The 19,043-nt window shown below is 60.1% G+C and carries 12 protein-coding genes; 6 read left to right on the plus strand and 6 right to left on the minus strand.

What is annotated here, in order from left to right:
- Nucleotides 1–66: 66 nt before the first annotated feature.
- The 4 genes from ligA to BMS17_RS05415 all read right to left on the minus strand — a co-directional run bounded on the left by ligA (nt 67) and on the right by BMS17_RS05415 (nt 7,854).
- Nucleotides 67–2,424, minus strand: a complete 2,358-nt coding sequence (gene ligA / locus BMS17_RS05400; RefSeq protein ID WP_046027029.1) for an NAD-dependent DNA ligase LigA — start codon at nt 2,422–2,424, stop codon at nt 67–69.
- Between the two features lie 166 nt (nt 2,425–2,590).
- Entirely contained in the window at nt 2,591–3,445 is an 855-nt protein-coding gene (gene zipA, locus BMS17_RS05405; RefSeq protein WP_077430580.1) for a cell division protein ZipA, read from the minus strand.
- 258 nt (nt 3,446–3,703) lie between these two features.
- Nucleotides 3,704–7,192, minus strand: coding sequence for a chromosome segregation protein SMC (smc, locus tag BMS17_RS05410; RefSeq protein ID WP_046027031.1), 3,489 nt, complete (start codon nt 7,190–7,192; stop codon nt 3,704–3,706).
- 2 nt (nt 7,193–7,194) lie between these two features.
- Entirely contained in the window at nt 7,195–7,854 is a 660-nt protein-coding gene (locus BMS17_RS05415; protein ID WP_046027032.1) for a GntR family transcriptional regulator, read from the minus strand.
- A gap of 265 nt (nt 7,855–8,119) precedes the next feature.
- Here BMS17_RS05415 and xdhA point away from each other — a divergent pair, with 265 nt between their 5' ends.
- The 4 genes from xdhA to guaD all read left to right on the plus strand — a co-directional run bounded on the left by xdhA (nt 8,120) and on the right by guaD (nt 14,259).
- A complete protein-coding gene (gene xdhA / locus BMS17_RS05420) occupies nt 8,120–9,574 on the plus strand; it encodes a xanthine dehydrogenase small subunit (RefSeq protein ID WP_077430581.1) in 1,455 nt (484 codons plus the stop codon).
- Nucleotides 9,567–11,966 carry a xanthine dehydrogenase molybdopterin binding subunit gene (xdhB, locus tag BMS17_RS05425; RefSeq protein ID WP_046027034.1) on the plus strand — a complete coding sequence of 800 codons (2,400 nt, stop codon included), beginning with the start codon at nt 9,567–9,569 and terminating at the stop codon, nt 11,964–11,966. Before xdhA ends, xdhB begins: the two co-directional genes overlap by 8 nt.
- Before the next feature lie 118 nt (nt 11,967–12,084).
- A complete protein-coding gene (gene xdhC / locus BMS17_RS05430) occupies nt 12,085–12,930 on the plus strand; it encodes a xanthine dehydrogenase accessory protein XdhC (RefSeq protein ID WP_046027035.1) in 846 nt (281 codons plus the stop codon).
- A gap of 24 nt (nt 12,931–12,954) precedes the next feature.
- Nucleotides 12,955–14,259 carry a guanine deaminase gene (gene guaD, locus BMS17_RS05435; RefSeq protein WP_077430582.1) on the plus strand — a complete coding sequence of 435 codons (1,305 nt, stop codon included), beginning with the start codon at nt 12,955–12,957 and terminating at the stop codon, nt 14,257–14,259.
- A 177-nt stretch (nt 14,260–14,436) separates the two neighbouring features.
- On the opposite strand, the gene BMS17_RS05440 is transcribed toward guaD, so the two are convergent.
- Nucleotides 14,437–15,201, minus strand: a complete 765-nt coding sequence (locus BMS17_RS05440) for a GntR family transcriptional regulator (protein ID WP_077430583.1) — start codon at nt 15,199–15,201, stop codon at nt 14,437–14,439.
- Nucleotides 15,202–15,591: 390 nt separating this feature from the next.
- Between BMS17_RS05440 and BMS17_RS05445 the strand changes: the two genes are divergently transcribed.
- Nucleotides 15,592–16,782, plus strand: a complete 1,191-nt coding sequence (locus BMS17_RS05445; RefSeq protein ID WP_046027038.1) for a benzoate/H(+) symporter BenE family transporter — start codon at nt 15,592–15,594, stop codon at nt 16,780–16,782.
- Between the two features lie 156 nt (nt 16,783–16,938).
- Here the strand turns inward: BMS17_RS05445 and BMS17_RS05450 are convergent, their stop codons facing one another.
- Nucleotides 16,939–17,283, minus strand: coding sequence for a YggL family protein (locus BMS17_RS05450; protein WP_007971486.1), 345 nt, complete (start codon nt 17,281–17,283; stop codon nt 16,939–16,941).
- Between the two features lie 235 nt (nt 17,284–17,518).
- Here BMS17_RS05450 and dacB point away from each other — a divergent pair, with 235 nt between their 5' ends.
- A complete protein-coding gene (dacB, locus tag BMS17_RS05455; RefSeq protein ID WP_046027039.1) occupies nt 17,519–18,979 on the plus strand; it encodes a D-alanyl-D-alanine carboxypeptidase/D-alanyl-D-alanine-endopeptidase in 1,461 nt (486 codons plus the stop codon).
- Nucleotides 18,980–19,043 lie beyond the last annotated feature (64 nt).

Consider the following 19,043-nt stretch of genomic DNA (forward strand, 5'->3'; position numbering starts at 1 on the left):
CTCCGCGTCCGCTGTGACGCAAAGCGTCACGGGATGCGCTACCACGCGGAGCGTGGGAACGATCGACTAAACAGAAATACCGTGTTGTTTCAGGAATTCGACAAACGCTTCTTCATCCAGCACTTTCAAACCCAACTCATTGGCCTTGGCCAGCTTCGAACCGGCACCCGGCCCGGCCACCACGCAATGGGTCTTGGCCGACACCGAGCCCGCCACCTTGGCGCCGAGGCTTTCAAGCTTGTCCTTGGCGATGTCGCGGCTCATCAACTCCAGCGAACCGGTCAGCACCCAGGTCTGCCCAGCCAGTGGCAAGCCTTCGACGACTTTCTTCTCGCTCAGCCAGTGCATGCCGAAATCGCGCAACTGCTGCTCGGCCGCCTGCGCAAGCTGGCGATTGTCTTCAACGGCAAAAAACTCGCGAACTGAATTGGCCTGCTTCTCTGGCAGCGCCTGACGCATGTCCAGCCAGTCAGCGCTCATCACCGCTTCCAGCGACCCAAACTTGTCCGCCAGCTTCTGTGCCCCGCCCGGCCCCACCGACGGAATGTGCAACTTGTCGAGGAAGCCGCCCAGCGTGGTACTCGCGGCAAACTCAGCACCGAGCTCGCCCTGATCCTGAATCTGCAGGCCGTGCTTGAGCAGTTCCGCGATCACCTGCTGGTTGTGCGCATCTTCAAAGAAACTGTGGATCTCATACGCCACTTCCAGGCCGACATCCGGCAAGTACGTGAGCACTTGCGGCAACGCCTGCTGAACCCGCTCCAGCGAACCGAGAGAGCGCGCCAGCACCTTGGCCGTCTCCTCACCGACATCAGGAATCCCGAGCGCATAGATAAAGCGCGCCAGGCTCGGCTTCTTGCTGTCCTCGATGGCGCTCAGCAGTTTGTTGCTCGACAGTTCGGCAAAACCTTCCAGGTCGACGATGTCGTCGAACTTCAGGGCATACAGATCGGCTGGCGAACTGACCAGGCCTTCGTCGACCAGTTGCTCGACGCTCTTGTCACCCAGGCCTTCGATGTCCATCGCGCGACGGGAAACGAAGTGAATGATCGCCTGCTTGAGCTGCGCCCCGCAGGCCAGACGACCGACGCAGCGGTACACCGCGCCTTCGCTGACGGTCTCGCGACCTTTACTGCGCTTGACCAATTGCGTGCGCTCGACGTGTGAGCCGCACACCGGGCACTGCTCGGGAATCTGCACCGGCCGGGCATTTTCCGGACGGCGCTCGAGCACCACTTGCACCACTTGGGGAATCACATCTCCGGCGCGACGGATGATCACCGTGTCGCCGATCATCAGGCCTAAACGCGCGACTTCGTCCATGTTGTGCAGCGTCGCATTGGCCACGGTGACGCCGGCCACCTTGACCGGTTTCAAGCGCGCCACCGGCGTGACAGCGCCGGTACGACCGACCTGGAATTCCACGTCGAGCAACTCGGTGAGCTCTTCCATGGCCGGGAATTTGTGCGCGATCGCCCAGCGCGGCTCGCGAGCGCGGAAGCCCAGCTCACGCTGCGAGGCGATGCTGTTGACCTTGAACACCACGCCGTCGATCTCATACGCCAGGGCGTTGCGGCGCTCGCCGATGTCGCGGTAGTAATCCAGGCATTCGTCGATGCCGTGCGCCAGTTTCAGCTCGTGGCTGATCGGCATGCCCCACACCTGGAGTTGCTTGAGATTGCCGATGTGCGTGTCGGCGATGTCCGCCGAAATCTGGCCGATGCCGTAGCAGCAGAACTCCAGCGGGCGGTTGGCGGTGATCTTGGAGTCCAGCTGGCGCAAGCTACCGGCGGCGGCGTTACGCGGGTTAGCGAAGGTCTTGCCGCCGACTTCCAGTTGCGTGACATTGAGCCGCTCGAAACCGGCCTTGGACATGAACACTTCGCCGCGCACTTCCAGGGTCGCAGGCCAGCCAGTGCCGTGCAGCTTGAGCGGAATGTTGCGCACGGTGCGCACGTTGATGCTGATGTCTTCGCCAGTGGTGCCGTCACCGCGCGTCGCGCCGCGTACCAGCACGCCGTCCTGATACAGCAAGCTGACCGCCAGGCCATCGAGCTTAGGCTCGCAGCTGTATTCCACCGCCGCGCCGCCACCGAACAGATCACCGACCGGTAGATCCAGGCCTTCTGTCACCCGGCGGTCGAACTCGCGCATGTCGGTTTCTTCGAAGGCGTTGCCAAGGCTGAGCATCGGTACTTCGTGACGCACTTGCGTGAACGCCGACAACGCTGCACTGCCCACGCGCTGGGTCGGCGAATCGCTGGTGATCAGTTCGGGATGGTCCGCTTCAAGGGCTTTGAGCTCGTGGAACAAGCGGTCGTATTCAGCGTCCGGAATACTGGGCTCGTCCAGCACGTGGTAACGGTAATTGTGCTGATCCAGCTCAGCGCGCAGCTCTAGAATGCGGTTTTTGGCGGCGGTCATGGGTGTTCTCTCATAAAGCAAAAGAGCAGCCGAGGCTGCTCAATCTGTTAAATCATTGTAGGAGCACGGCTTGCCGGCGATGGCGTCTTTGAGATCGCCATCGCGAGCAAGCTCGGCTCCTACAGGGTACGGGAGACGCGGCGCAGTCCCCCATACGTTGTCAATTTCAACGCTTCTGGGTCAGGGCGCGACGCTCGAATTCAACGATGCGCTGACGGTAGTGCTCAATCGTCTGGGCGGTCAGCACGCTGCGCTGGTCGTCTTTCAGTTCGCCGTTCAGTTCCTGGGACAGTTTGCGCGCCGCGGCCACCATCACATCGAAGGCCTGCTTGGGATGACGCGGGCCTGGCAGACCGAGGAAGAAGCTCACCGCCGGGGTGCTGAAATGATCGATGTCATCCAGATCAAAGACGCCCGGCTTGACCGCATTGGCCATTGAGAACAGCACCTCGCCATTGCCGGCCATGCTTTCGTGACGGTGGAAGATGTCCATTTCACCGAAACGCAAACCGCTTTCCAGAATATTCTGCAGCAACGCCGGGCCTTTGAAACCGGCAGCGTCGCGGCAAATTACGCTGATCACCAACACTTCTTCCGCTTGCGGCTGATCTTTTTCGCTGACCGCTGGCGAGGCCTTGGTGTCATCCGGGAAATCGTCGTCACGGCTGCTGAAGCTCGGGCCGCCGTCCAGATCCAGGCTGAGGTTCATGTCGCCTTGCGACGGCTCGCCATGGCCGCGCTTGCCACGCTTGGAACCCGATTCGCGGGGCTCACGGGCAGGCATGCTCACCGACGGCAGATCGTGCTCGTCCAGTTGTGGTTCTTTGTGGTTGTCCAGCACGCGCGGCGGGCCCAACAGCTCGGCGCTGGTGTCCTCGTCCGGCAGATTGGACAAACTTCGGTCAAGACGGAATTTCAGTTTTCCCTTGCCACCGCGCATACGGCGCCAGCCATCAAAAAGAATACCGGCAATGACAATAATGCCGATGACGATCAGCCACTCGCGCAGACCGATTTCCATGTAATCCCGTGCCTCTATAAAAAATGCTGAAAAATAAGGGGTTTACAACCTGTAAACCGCTTTAAAACGTGGCGCCAACTCTATGTTCTGACAGGCGTTTTGCCCACGTATACGAAAAATTGACATTAAACTAGCACGACCAAAGGCAACTTTACACCGTCTGTCACAGTGGCTTTAGCGAATATGTCGATTGGCCAGCAAGTCAGGGCAAGTAAAAACATCCTACAGCCTTGTAATACCTGCCCTACAGACGCCAACTCAGGCATCCACCATCGCCATCGCCTCCTCGACATCCACCGCCACCAGACGTGAGCAACCCGGTTCATGCATCGTCACACCCATCAGTTGTTCAGCCATTTCCATGGCGATCTTGTTGTGGGTGATGTAGATGAACTGCACCGTCTGTGACATTTCCTTTACCAGCCGTGCGTAGCGTCCAACGTTAGCGTCATCCAGTGGTGCGTCAACTTCATCGAGCATGCAGAACGGCGCCGGGTTCAATTTGAAGATGGCAAAAACCAGGGCCAATGCCGTCAGCGCTTTTTCGCCACCGGAGAGCAAATGGATGGTGCTGTTCTTCTTCCCTGGCGGCTGCGCCATGATCGTTACCCCTGTATCGAGTAGATCTTCGCCCGTCAGTTCCAAATACGCGCGACCTCCACCGAAAACTTTTGGGAAAAGCGCCTGTAAACCGCCATTGATCTGATCAAAGGTATCTTTGAAGCGGTTACGGGTTTCCTTGTCGATCTTGCGAATCACGTTCTCGAGCGTGTCCAGCGCCTCCACCAGATCATCGTTCTGCGCATCCAGATAACGTTTACGCTCCGATTGTTGCTGGTATTCGTCGATGGCCGCGAGGTTGATCGCACCGAGACGCGAAATACGCGCGGCAATGCGTTCGAGTTCTTCTTCGGCATCCTTCTCGTTGGCCTCGGCCGTCAGCGTGGCGAGCACACCGTGAAGGTCGTAGCCGTCTTCCAGCAACTGCTCTTCAAGGGCCTTGCGGCGCACGGTCAGGGCTTGCCATTCCATGCGCTGGCCTTCCATTTGCCCGCGAATCAATTGCGATTGCTGCTCGGCCTGATTACGCCGTTTTTCGGCATCGCGCAGTTCGCGGTCGGCGTCTTCCAGGGCGATCTGCGCGGTCTTGAGTTCTTCGTCGACGGTCATGCGCTTGTCGAGCAACTCTTCCAGTTTCAACCGCAACTCTTCCAGGGGCGCCTCGCCCTCTTCCAGGTTCAGGTTGAGTTGTTCGCGTTTTTCGGTCAGGCGCTCGGATTGCATTTCCAGGCGCTCCAGCGCCTGTCGCGTCGAGTCGTGTTGCGCCTTGAGCGAACCGAGGCGCACGGCCAATTGATGCGCGTGATCCTTGTGCTGCCGGGCTTCCTGACGCACCCGATCCAGTCGCTCGCGCAGGCTGTCGCGCTGGGCCAGCAGCAACTCGCGCTGTTCGGTGTCCAGCGCCATGGCGTCAAGGGCTTCCTGCAATTGCAGGCGCGCCTCACCGATATTCTCGTGCTCCAGCGCACGCTGCTCACTCAGCTCGGCCAGCTCTTCGTCCAGACGTGTGCGCCGCAACGTCAGTTGTTCGACCTTGGCTTTGCCGGCAGACAGTTGCGCTTTCAATTCACCTTGCTGACGCGCTTCGTCTTGCAGCAGACGACGCAAATGCTCGCGCCCGTTTTCCTGCTGACGCTGTTGCGCCCGCAGATTTTGAAGTTGGGTTTCCAGTGTTTCGACCGTGGCTTCGCGTTCTTCGCGTTCCTCGGTCAGGCGCTGGATTTCCTGCCCTCGCGCCAGCACACCGCTTTCCGCTTCGCTGGCCCGGCGTACGCGTAAAAAGTGTCGGCCGACCCAGTAGCCATCACGGCTGATCAGGCTCTGCCCGGCACTCAATTGACCGCGCAGTGCCAGTGCCTGTTCGAGGCTATCGACCGGTTTGACCTGCCCCAGCCACGGCGACAAATCAATTCGCGCCTCGACCTTGTCGAGCAAACTGCCCGGTACGCGCACGCCGTCGGTGGCCGGGCTGAGCAAGCGCAAATCGCCTTGGGCGAAACCCGCCAGATCGAAGTCGCCAAAGTCGTCCACCAGCACGGCTTGCAGGTCGGCGCCCAGCACGGTTTCCACCGCCAGCTCCCAACCCGCTTCCACCTTCAAGCCTTCGGCCAGGCGCGGGCGATCCGCCAGGTGCTGTTCGCGCAACCATTCGGCGGTGCCGGTGCCCGGATCGAGCGCGGCCTGCTGCAAGGCTTCAAGGGAGGCCAGTCGACCGTTGAGGCGCTGCAAATCGCCTTGAGCCTGTTGCTGATTGTGCAGGGCCAATTGCAACTCTTGACGCAGTTGCTCAAGGCGTTCGACCTGAGCCTCTTCACTGGCCTGCAAATCTTCAAGCGTGGCTTCACTGGCGGCCAGCTGCTCGCTGAGCTCCATGATCGCCGCATCTTCCGGGTCCGCCGAGAGCAACGCACGCTCTTCGCCCAGCCGCTTCTGGCGGTCGGCCAAACGCTCTAGGCTGGTTTCCAGCTGCTGGATGCGTGACTGCTGCACTTCGGATTGGCGACGCGGCTCGGCGGCAGTGAGGTTGAACGTGTCCCACTGCTCCTGCCAGCCGTGCATGGTGGTTTCAGATTCTTCCAGCGCGGCGGCGGCCTCTTCGGCGGCGGCGCTGGTGACTTCCTGTTCCGGGGCGAGCAGGTCGAGCTCTTCGCCCAGGGTCAGCAACAGCGTGCGGTCGTGGCCCAGGTGAGATTCGGTTTCCAGACGCGCGCGCTCGGCCTCCTTCAAATCGTCTTGCAGCTGACGCAGACGCTGTTGGCCGTGCTGGATGCTCTGCTCGACCCGGGCGATATCGCCGCCGACCGAATAGAAACGTCCCTGCACCAGATTGAAGCGTTCAGACAGGTCATGGTGCCCGTCGCGAAAGCGTTCGATGCTCGCATCGGCATTGCGTTGCTCGGCGACCAAGGCTTCGAAGGTGACTTCCTGGTTGCCGATCACCGCTTCACGCTGACCGACCTGCTCGTTCAGCGCCTGCCAGCGCAAGGCTGACAACTGGGCCTTGAGCTGACGCTCTTCGCCTTTGTATTCCTGATACTTCTTCGCGGCCTCGGCCTGGCGGTGCAGGCGTTCGAGTTGTCGCTCCAGCTCTTCGCGCAGGTCAGTCAGGCGTGCGAGGTTTTCGTGAGTGCGACGGATGCGGTTTTCAGTTTCGCGCCGGCGCTCCTTGTACTTGGAGATGCCTGCCGCTTCTTCAATAAAGTTGCGCAGGTCTTCGGGCTTGGATTCGATCAGCTTGGAGATCATCCCCTGCTCGATAATCGAATAGCTGCGCGGGCCCAGGCCGGTGCCGAGGAAGATGTCGGTGATGTCGCGACGCCGGCATTTGGTGCCGTTGAGGTAATAGGTGGTCTGGCTGTCGCGCGTCACTTTGCGGCGAATGGAAATTTCCGCATAGGCGGCGTATTCGCCGAGCAGGGTGCCGTCGGAGTTATCGAACACCAGTTCGATACTCGCCTGGCTCACCGGTTTGCGGCTGGTCGAACCGTTGAAGATGACGTCGGTCATCGACTCGCCGCGCAAGTTCTTCGCCGAACTCTCGCCCATCACCCAGCGTACGGCGTCGATGATGTTGGACTTGCCGCAACCGTTCGGCCCGACGACTGCCGCCATGTTACTGGGGAAGTTCACCGTGGTTGGATCGACGAAGGATTTGAACCCCGCCAGCTTGATGCACTTGAGCCGCACGCTTAGGCGTCCGTCAGGGCAGAGATCACCAGATCGCAACTGCGCTGGCCGTAAGCGGTCAGCACTTCACGGATCTGCGCAAAATCGCGGGCAATCACGGCTGCGAGCAAGCGCTCGAACAGTTCCAGATACTCGCTCATCGACGCCTTGCGCTGATCCAGGGCAAGGAAGTAAGCACGGCTCATGGCTGGCTGCAGATTCTCGACGGTTTCCTGCAGATACGGATTGTTGGCAAATGGATACGTGGCGCGCATCACGCTGAAACTGTCGTCGACGAAGGTGTGGATGTCCTGGCGTTCGTAACTGGCAGCCAAACGCTGCTGTATTTGCACGAACGGCGCCAGGTCGGCCTGGACTTTCCAGCCACTGGCCACGGCATTGGCGAGCAGGATGTACATCTCGCCCATCAGCGTGCACAGGCTCTGCACCTTGTGCGGGGTGAGCTCGGTCACATGGGCGCCACGTCGCGGCAGGATCGCGATCAAGTGACGGCGCTCAAGGATCAGCAAGGCTTCGCGGACCGAACCGCGGCTGACATTGAGAGCCAGCGTGACCTTCTGTTCCTGAATGCGCTCCCCGGGCTTCATTTCGCCGCGAATGATGCGTTCGGCGAGGTGGTGAGCAATTTGCTCGGCGAGGCTGTCCGGCGCCTTGAACGTCATGGTTGTCCTTCAAACTCTTCGATCTGCACAAGCGGCGCAGTGTAGCGCACTTGATAGGTCATGGCGCAGGGCCCACTCGGCGGTTTTGGCACGATTCAAGCAAAAAGCAGGCAAGTGCGCGAGGGTCAATAATGAATAAATGAGGTGTTAACCGACAAAATGCTTTTTCCTGACCTTCAAGTCAGAAAAACATTGACCGAAAAGTCAGACCTGCTAAATTCGCTTCAAGTGGGTTAACAACAATAATGAGTCTGCGAGGCCTTCCGTGATCCAGTTTTTACTTAACCAGGAACTCCGTAGTGAGCACGCCCTGGACCCAAACCTGACCGTGCTCAATTATCTGCGCGACCATGTGGGCAAACCCGGCACCAAAGAAGGCTGCGCCAGCGGTGACTGTGGCGCCTGCACCGTGGTGGTCGGCGAGTTGCAAACGGATGACGATGGCCGCGAACACATTCGTTATCGCAGCCTCAATTCGTGCCTGACGTTCGTCTCGTCACTGCACGGCAAACAATTGATCAGCGTTGAAGACCTCAAGCACAAAGGCCAACTGCACAGCGTGCAACAAGCCATGGTCGAGTGCCACGGTTCGCAATGCGGCTTCTGCACCCCCGGCTTTGTCATGTCGCTGTTCGCCCTGCAAAAGAACAGTGATCAACCGGACGCGCACAAGGCCCACGAAGCGCTGGCTGGCAACCTGTGCCGCTGCACCGGCTACCGACCGATCCTGGAAGCGGCCCAACAGTCCTGCTGCGGTAAAAAACCGGATCAGTTCGACGCCCGTGAAGCAGAGACCATCGCGTGCCTGAAAGCCATCGCCCCCACCGCCATCGGCGAACTCAACAGTGGCGACAAGCGCTGCCTGGTGCCATTGACTGTCGCCGATCTGGCCGACCTCTATGACGCTTATCCACAAGCCCGCCTGCTGGCCGGCGGCACGGACCTGGCGCTGGAAGTCACGCAGTTCCACCGTACCTTGCCGGTGATGATCTATGTCGGCAACGTCGCCGAGATGAAGCGCATCGAGCGCTTCGACGATCGCCTGGAAATCGGCGCCGCCACCACCCTCTCCGATTGCTACGAAGCGCTGAACGTCGAATACCCGGACTTCGGCGAACTGCTGCAACGCTTTGCGTCCCTGCAGATCCGCAACCAGGGCACCCTCGGCGGCAACATCGGCAACGCCTCGCCCATCGGCGACTCACCTCCCCTGCTGATCGCCCTCGGTGCGCAGATCGTGCTGTGCAAAGGTGAAACCCGTCGCACCCTGGCGCTGGAGGATTACTTCATCGATTACCGGGTGACGGCGCGCCAGGAAAGCGAGTTCATCGAGAAGATCATCGTGCCGCGTGCCAGCGCCGAACAACTGTTCCGCGCCTACAAGGTGTCCAAGCGTCTGGACGATGATATTTCCGCGGTCTGTGCCGCGTTCAACATCCGTGTGGAAAACGGCGTGATCGCCGATGCCCGCGTGGCCTTCGGCGGCATGGCGGCCATCCCGAAACGTGCCAGCACCTGCGAAGCCATGTTAGCTGGCGCGCCGTTCAACAGCGCCACTGTCGAGCGCGCCTGCGCCGCACTGGCCGAAGATTTCACCCCGCTGTCGGACTTCCGCGCGAGCAAGGAATACCGCCTGCTCAGCGCGCAGAACCTGCTGCGCAAATACTTCATCGAACTGCAAACACCGCACATCGAGACTCGGGTGACCGCTTATGTCTAATCATCACGCTGTAGAGAAGACCCAAGCCGAACTGGCTGAACTGTTCGCCAAGGACCTGACCACCGGTGTCGGCCGCAGCGTCAAGCACGACAGTGCCGCCAAGCATGTGTCCGGTGAAGCGCAGTACATCGATGACCGCCTGGAATTTCCGAACCAGCTGCACGTTTACGCACGCCTGTCGGACCGCGCCCACGCGAAAATCATCAGCATCGACACCGCGCCCTGCTACGCCTTCGAAGGCGTGCGCATCGCCATCACTCATGAAGACGTGCCAGGCCTGAAAGACATCGGCCCGTTGCTGCCGGGCGACCCGTTGCTGGCCATCGACACCGTGGAATTCGTCGGTCAACCGGTGATCGCCGTCGCGGCGAAAGACCTGGAAACAGCGCGCAAAGCCGCGATGGCCGCAATCATCGAATACGAAGATCTGGAGCCGGTACTGGACGTGGTCGAAGCCCTGCGCAAACGCCACTTCGTGCTCGACAGCCACACCCATCAACGCGGCGACTCAGTCACTGCATTGGCCACCGCTGAACATCGCATTCAGGGCACGCTGCACATCGGCGGCCAGGAACACTTCTACCTCGAAACCCAGATCTCGTCGGTGATGCCCACCGAAGACGGCGGCATGATCGTTTACTGCTCGACCCAGAACCCCACCGAAGTGCAAAAACTGGTGGCCGAAGTGCTGGACGTATCGATGAACAAGATCGTCGTCGACATGCGCCGCATGGGCGGTGGTTTCGGCGGCAAGGAAACCCAGGCAGCGAGCCCGGCGTGCCTGTGTGCCGTGATCGCGCACCTCACCGGTCAACCGACCAAGATGCGCCTGCCGCGTGTCGAAGACATGCTGATGACCGGCAAGCGTCACCCGTTCTACGTCGAGTACGACGTGGGCTTCGACAGCACCGGTCGCCTGCATGGCATCAACCTCGAACTGGCTGGCAACTGCGGTTGCTCGCCGGACCTGTCGGCGTCGATTGTCGACCGTGCGATGTTCCACTCCGACAACTCGTACTACCTGGGCGATGCGACCATCAACGGTCACCGCTGCAAGACCAACACCGCGTCGAACACGGCCTATCGCGGCTTCGGCGGACCGCAAGGGATGGTCGCCATCGAAGAAGTGATGGACGCGATTGCCCGTCACCTGGCCCTCGATCCGCTGGCCGTGCGCAAGGCCAACTATTACGGCAAGACCGAGCGCAACGTCACCCATTACTACCAGACCGTCGAGCACAACATGCTCGAAGAAATGACCGCCGAACTGGAAGAAAGCAGCCAGTACGCCGAACGCCGCGAAGCGATTCGTCGCTACAACGCCAACAGCCCGATCCTGAAAAAAGGCCTGGCGCTGACCCCGGTCAAATTCGGCATTTCGTTCACCGCCAGCTTCCTCAACCAGGCGGGTGCGCTGATCCACGTCTACACCGACGGCAGCATCCACTTGAACCACGGCGGCACCGAAATGGGCCAGGGTTTGAACACCAAGGTCGCGCAAGTCGTGGCCGAAGTGTTCCAGGTAGAAATGGACCGCGTGCAGATCACCGCGACCAACACCGACAAAGTGCCAAACACCTCGCCGACGGCCGCTTCCAGCGGTGCCGACCTGAACGGCAAGGCTGCACAGAACGCCGCCGAAACCATCAAGCAGCGCTTGGTCGAATTTGCCGCGCGCCAGTACAAAGTCAGCGAAGAAGACGTGGAATTCCACAACGGTCACGTGCGGGTTCGCGATCACATCCTGACGTTTGAAGCGCTGATCCAGCAGGCGTATTTCGCTCAGGTGTCACTGTCGAGTACCGGCTTCTACAAGACCCCGAAAATCTACTACGACCGCAGTCAGGCCCGTGGTCGTCCGTTCTACTACTTCGCCTTTGGCGCCGCGTGCTGCGAGGTGATCGTCGACACCCTGACCGGCGAGTACAAAATGCTGCGCACCGACATCCTCCACGACGTCGGCGCCTCGCTGAACCCGGCCATCGACATCGGCCAGGTCGAAGGCGGATTCATTCAGGGCATGGGGTGGCTGACCATGGAAGAGCTGGTCTGGAATGCCAAAGGCAAACTGATGACCAACGGCCCGGCCAGCTACAAGATCCCGGCCGTGGCGGACATGCCGCTGGACCTGCGGGTGAAGCTGGTGGAGAACCGCAAGAACCCGGAAGACACGGTGTTCCATTCCAAGGCCGTGGGCGAGCCGCCGTTCATGCTGGGCATTGCGTCGTGGTGCGCGATCAAGGACGCCGTGGCGAGCCTGGGTGACTACAAGCATCAACCGAAAATCGACGCACCGGCGACGCCGGAGCGGGTGTTGTGGGGCTGTGAGCAAATGCGCCAGTTGACGGCAGTGAAGGCTGTTGAGGCCGAGACCGAGTTGGCTTCGCTTTAAGACCGCAGTGCGGCCATCGCGAGCAAGCTCGGCTCCCACAGGGATTGCACGAAACCTGTAGGAGCATGGCTTGCCAGCGATGAGGCCCGAACAGACAACAAAAGATGTCGAGGTGAATATGTACAACTGGATCGACGCCCTCGCCGACCTGCAATCCCAGGGTGAACCCTGCGTGTTGGTAACCATCATCGAAGAGCTCGGCTCGACGCCGCGCAATGCCGGTTCGAAGATGGTCATCAGCGCAACCCAGAGCTTCGACACCATCGGTGGCGGGCACTTGGAATACAAAGCCATGCACATCGCCCGCGACATGCTCGCCAGCGGTAAGCAAGACACACATCTGGAGCGTTTCAGCCTGGGCGCCAGCCTCGGCCAGTGCTGCGGTGGCGCGACGGTGTTGCTGTTCGAACCGATGGGCCAGGTCCAGGCACAGATCGCCGTATTCGGTGCCGGCCACGTTGGCCGCGCATTGGTGCCACTGCTCGCCAGCCTGCCTTGCCGGGTACGCTGGATCGATTCGCGCGAAGACGAGTTCCCGGAACAGATCCCCCACGGCGTGCGCAAAATCGTTTCCGAAGAACCTGTGGATGAAATCGACGACCTGCCCGCCGGCAGCTACTGCATCGTCATGACCCACAATCACCAACTCGACCTCGAACTCACCGCCGCCATCCTCAAGCGCAACGACTTCGCCTACTTCGGCCTGATCGGTTCGAAGACCAAACGGGTGAAATTCGAACATCGCCTGCGCGACCGTGGTTTCGACAGCGGCGTCGTGCAACGCATGCGCTGCCCGATGGGTATCGGCGAAGTCAAAGGCAAGCTGCCTGTGGAAATTGCCATCTCCATCGCCGGCGAAATCATCGCCACCTATAACGCGAATTTCGGCCAGCAGACCGCCAGCGCCGGATCATCGATTGCCAAACTGCTGCCTGCTTCACGCCGCAGCCAAGCCTCCAATTGATAAGCCTAAAAACCGAGAGCCCCCATGCCTTTGACTCGCAAAGCTTACCGCGCCGCCATCCTGCACAGCATTGCCGACCCTGCTGAAGTCGGCATTGAAGCCTCGTACGAGTATTTCGAAGACGGCTTGCTGGTGGTCGACAACGGCCAGATCAGCGCGCTCGGCCACGCCAGCGACTTGCTGCCGACCCTGCCGGCCGACATTGAAATCACCCATTATCAGGATGCGTTGATCACCCCGGGTTTCATCGACACCCACATCCACTTGCCGCAAACCGGCATGGTCGGTGCCTACGGTGAACAACTGCTGGACTGGCTCAACACTTACACCTTCCCGTGTGAAAGCCAGTTCGCCGACAAGGCCCATGCGGACCAGGTGGCGGACATTTTCATCAAGGAACTGCTGCGCAACGGCACCACCACCGCACTGGTGTTCGGTAGCGTGCATCCACAATCGGTGAACTCATTCTTCGAGGCCGCCGAACAGTTGGACCTGCGCATGATCGCCGGCAAGGTGATGATGGACCGCAACGCCCCGGACTACCTGACCGACACCGCCGAATCCAGCTACGTCGAAAGCAAGGCATTGATCGAGCGCTGGCACGGCAAGGGTCGCCTGCATTACGCCGTCACCCCGCGCTTTGCGCCGACCAGCACCCCGGAACAACTGACCCTCGCCGGCCAACTGCTCAGCGAATTCCCTGACGTGTACATGCAGACCCACATCAGCGAAAACCTGAAGGAAATCGAGTGGGTCAAGGAGCTGTTCCCCGAGCGCAAGGGCTACCTCGACGTTTACGATCACTACCAATTGCTGGGTGAACGCTCGGTGTTCGCTCATGGCGTGCACCTGTGCGACGACGAGTGTGCGCGGCTCGCGGAAACCGGCTCGGCCATCGCCTTCTGCCCAACGTCGAACTTCTTCCTCGGCAGCGGTTTGTTCAATCTGCCGATGGCCGAGAAGCACAAGCTCAATGTCGGCATCGGCACCGATGTGGGCGGCGGCACCAGTTTCTCGCTGCTGCAAACCCTCAACGAAGCCTACAAGGTCATGCAACTGCAAGGCGCGCGCCTGAGCCCGTTCAAGTCGCTGTACCTGGCCACACTCGGCGGCGCTCGCGCGCTGCGCCTGGAGGACAAGATCGGTACGCTGAAACCGGGTACCGATGCCGACTTCCTGGTGCTGGATTATAACGCCACGCCGCTGCTGGGCTATCGCTTGAAGCAGGCCAACAACATTGCCGAGACGTTGTTTGTGTTGATGACGCTGGGGGATGACCGGACTGTTCTGCAGACGTATGCGGCGGGGAATCTGGTGCATCAGCGCTAAGGTATTCCGGGCTGATCGTTCCAACGCTCTGCGTGGGAATGCCTCTAGGGACGCTCCGCGTCCAGTGACGCGGAGCGTCACGGGCTGCATTCCCACGCAGAGCGTTGGAACGATCAGACGCTCAAAAAAATCCCCCGCAGTCTTCAGGCTACGGGGGATTTTTTTGTCCCGGGTCTATCAGAGTTTCGCGGCCGACCGCCCTGGCTTTTTGGACTGCAACAAATGCGAGAACACCGCGTGCAAATCATCCGACGCGCTTTCTTCGTCGAGGTTGAGTTTGCTGTCGATGTGATCCATATGATGCATCATCAAATTCACCGCCAGCTCAGCGTTGCGCGCTTCGATGGCGTCGATCAGTTGGGTGTGTTCATCGTAGGAACAGTGGGAACGGTTGCCACTTTCATACTGGGCGATGATCAATGAAGTCTGCGATACCAGGCTGCGCTGGAAGCTGATCAATGGCGCGTTCTTCGCCGCTTCGGCGAGTTTGAGGTGGAATTCACCCGACAGACGGATGCCCGCACCGCGATCGCCACGGGAGAAGCTGTCGCGCTCATCGTTGACCATTTGCCGCAACTCGGCGAGCTGCTCGGCGGTGGCATGCTCCACCGCCAGTTCGGTGATGGCCCGCTCCACCAGACGTCGGGCGAAGAACACCTGACGGGCCTCTTCGACGCTCGGGCTGGCGACGACCGCGCCACGGTTCGGACGCAGCAGCACCACGCCTTCATGGGCCAGGCGCGAGAGTGCGCGACGAATGATGGTGCGACTGACCCCGAAAATTTCCCCCAGCGCTTCTTCGCTCAACTTGGTGCCGGGCGCCAGGCGCTGTTCGAGGATGGCCTCGAAGATATGCGCGTAGACAATATCGTCCTGGGTACCGCTGCGGCCGGCTTTGCCTGCTCGCGGTTGTTTCTTGAGGGGCTGCAACTGTTCGTTCATGGGCACTCGAGTCGGGGAGAACTGCGGCGAATTGACGGTGACTGTAATACGGCACAGTGGGTCGCTGGCAAGTATCGCGTAAAAAACACCGCGATTGTACACAATGGATGGTGGCAACACGACTGTACGGCTGTTTGTCGCTTCCGCTGTATTGCAACGATCCGCTACGTTTGAGTTTAGGCTTGAACGCAGAATCCGCGCGTTAACCCGATCCCTGTAGCAGCTGGCGAAGCCTGCGTTCGGCTGCGTAGCAGTCGTAAAACCTGAATACGCGGGCTCCCTTATACGCCGTGCCGGCTGATCTCACGACTGCTTCGCAGCCGAACGCAGGCTTCGCCAGCTGCTACAAAGGGCCTGGGCATCTCCACTAGAACAAGGAACAACGCCGTCATGAACGACGCCACGCACACGCAGCTCCGTCCCTTGGCCGACACCTCGCCATCGGCCATCGTCGCCGGTTTCATTGCGATGATGACCGGCTACACCAGCTCCCTGGTCCTGATGTTCCAGGCCGGACAAGCGGCGGGCCTGACCAGTGGGCAGATTTCGTCGTGGATCTGGGCGATCTCGATTGGCATGGCGGTGTGCTCGATCGGTTTGTCCCTGCGTTATCGCACCCCCATCACCATTGCCTGGTCGACCCCCGGCGCCGCGTTGCTGATTACCAGCCTGGGCGGTGTGAGTTATGGCGAAGCCATCGGTGCCTACATCACCTGCGCAGTGCTGGTGACGATTTGCGGCCTGACCGGCAGCTTCGAACGGCTGGTGAAAAAGATACCAGCCTCCCTGGCCGCGGCGCTGCTGGCAGGGATTCTGTTCAAGATCGGCAGCGAAATCTTCGTCGCCGCCCAGCACCGCACCGGGCTGGTGCTGGGCATGTTCTTCACGTACTTGCTGGTCAAACGCCTGTCGCCGCGTTATGCCGTACTGGCCGCGCTGTTGATCGGCACCGCATTGTCAGGGGCCATGGGGCTGCTCGACTTCACTGGTTTCCATCTGGAAGTGGCCACGCCGGTCTGGACCACCCCGCATTTCTCCCTGGCTGCAACCATCAGTATCGGTATTCCGTTGTTCGTGGTGGCCATGACCTCGCAGAACATGCCGGGCATCGCCGTCCTGCGTGCCGATGGCTACACCGTGCCGGCCTCACCGCTGATCACCACCACCGGCATCGCCTCGTTGCTACTGGCTCCGTTCGGCTCCCACGGCATCAACCTCGCGGCCATCAGCGCGGCGATCTGCACCGGGCCGCACGCCCACGAAGATCGCAACAAACGCTACACGGCAGCAGTGTGGTGCGGGATTTTCTACGGGATTGCCGGAGTGTTCGGCGCGACGCTGGCGGCGCTGTTTGCCGCATTGCCGAAAGAGTTGGTGCTGTCGATCGCGGCACTGGCGCTGTTTGGCTCGATCATCAATGGCTTGAGCATTGCCATGACCGAAGTGAAGGAGCGGGAAGCGGCGTTGATTACCTTTATGGTCACGGCGTCAGGGCTGACACTGTTTTCCATCGGTTCGGCGTTCTGGGGGATTGTGGCGGGGGTGGTGACGCTGGTGATTCTGAATTGGCGTAAAAGTTAAACGCTTCGCAGCCTCGTTTCACTCGACAGCTGCTACAGGACGACAAAATCCATGTAGCAGCTGTCGAGTGAAACGAGGCTGCGTGCATTTAATCTGCACATAAAAAAAACGGCGACCCTTGGGTCGCCGCTTTTTTTAAGACAAAAATCTATGACATCAAGCTACCGGATTGATCGGCTTTTCCGGGTACCAGACGTCCAGCAGCGGGCTGACTTCAACGCTGGTCAGCTCGGTGCGGCCTTTGAGCCAGGCTTCAACGGCAGCGCGCTGTTCAGCGCTGACCGAGCCACGCTTCTGCAGGCAAACCAGACCGTAGTCGTCGCCGCCAACATAGCCCAGACCGTTGGCTTCCATGGCTTCTTTGAGGAACGCGTCGAGGAAAGCATCAATGGCTTCATCAGCCAAATCTTCTTTGAAATCCAGGTTCAGTTCGAAACCCAGCTCTTGAAATTCATCGACGCACAGTTTTTTGCGCAGACGCTGGGAACGGTTAGTCGCCATTGGAACAATCCTCAAAAGTAATAACGGGCGGCACTTTAGCAGTTTAAGCCGCTTATTGCCCGACTCTCTGGCCGCCAATGCTGACCGTCGGTAAAAAAATAGCGGTTTAGAGGGGTATCGCAAGGCACAAGCCATCAAGCCTTGGGGCATAATGCCGACACGTTCATGACCACTGAGGGATTTTTATCGCCATGCCCTCGTCTTTTTCCCCCTCGCCTGTAGGGTTTTACTGCACATGATCAAATCTTTGCGTCCATTGCTGCTGGCCGGTTTCATTCTTCCCCTGGCCCTCTCCGTTTCCGCCGCTCCAATCAACACTGCGCTCTCGCCCAACGTCGAAAAAGCCCTCAAGGCCAGCAAATTGCAGGACAGCGCCTTGTCGCTGGTGATGATTCCGCTCACCGGCCCAGGCACTCCCACCGTTTTCAACGCGGATGTTTCGGTCAACCCAGCCTCGACCATGAAGCTGGTCACCACCTATGCGGCGCTGGAAATGCTCGGCCCCAACCACCAGTGGAAAACCGAGTTCTACACCGACGGCACCCTCAGCGGTGGCATCCTCAACGGCAACCTCTACCTCAAGGGTGGCGGCGATCCAAAGCTGAACATGGAAAAACTCTGGCTGCTGATGCGTGACCTGCGCGCCAACGGCGTGACGCAAATCACTGGCGACCTGGTGCTGGACCGCAGCTTCTTCACGCAACCGCAATTGCCCGAGTTCAACGACGATGGCAATGACGAGAACAAGCCGTTCCTGGTCAAGCCCGACTCGCTGATGGTCAACCTCAAGGCGCTGCGCTTCGTGGCGCGCAACGACAATGGCCGTGTGCTGGTGTCCGTCGAACCGCCGATTGCCAGCATCCGCATCGAAAACCAGGTCAAGGCCCTCAACTCCAAGCAATGCACCGGTGGCGTGCGTTACAACCCGGTAACCCAGGCCGATGGCAGCGTGACCGTGACCGTCGGTGGCCAGTTGGGCGATGGTTGCAGCTCCCAGACCTACCTGTCGCTGCTTGACCATGCGACCTACACCGCTGGCGCCGTGCGGGCAATCTGGAAAGAGCTGGGCGGCAGCATTCAGGGCAAGGATGTATTGGCGCCGACCCCAAGCAATGCCAAATTGCTGGCCCGCGCGTTTTCGCCGGACCTGGCGGAAATCATCCGCGACATCAACAAATACAGTAACAACACCATGGCTCAGCAACTGTTCCTGAGCCTGGGCCAGAAGTACCGCACGGACGCCGACGGTGACGACGCCAAAGCCGCGCAGCGTGTGGTTCGTCAGTGGCTGGCGAAGAAAGGCATCACCGCGCCGCACCTGGTGATGGAGAACGGTTCCGGCCTGTCCCGCGCCGAACGCGTCAGCGCTCGTGAAATGGCGTCGATGCTGCAAGCCGCCTGGCACAGCCCGTACTCCGCCGAGTTCATTAGCTCGATGCCGATTGCCGGCACCGACGGCACCATGCGCAAACGCCTGAAGACTACTGCGATGCGCGGTGAAGCCCACGTCAAGACGGGCACCCTGAACACTGTGCGCGCCATCTCCGGCTTCAGCCGCGACGTCAATGGCAACACGTGGGCCGTGGTGGCGATCCTCAACGACAAGGCACCGTTTGGCGCGTCGTCGGTACTGGATCAGGTGCTGCTGGACTTGTATCGCCAGCCGAAACTGCCGGAAACGGCTTCGGTGTTGTAACCCCCCGATCCGATCGTTCCCGCGCTCTGCGTGGGAACGCATTCAAGAGCGGACGCAGAGCGTC

The organism is Pseudomonas sp. C9 (genome assembly GCF_002000165.1).
In the GTDB taxonomy this organism is placed as follows: domain Bacteria; phylum Pseudomonadota; class Gammaproteobacteria; order Pseudomonadales; family Pseudomonadaceae; genus Aquipseudomonas.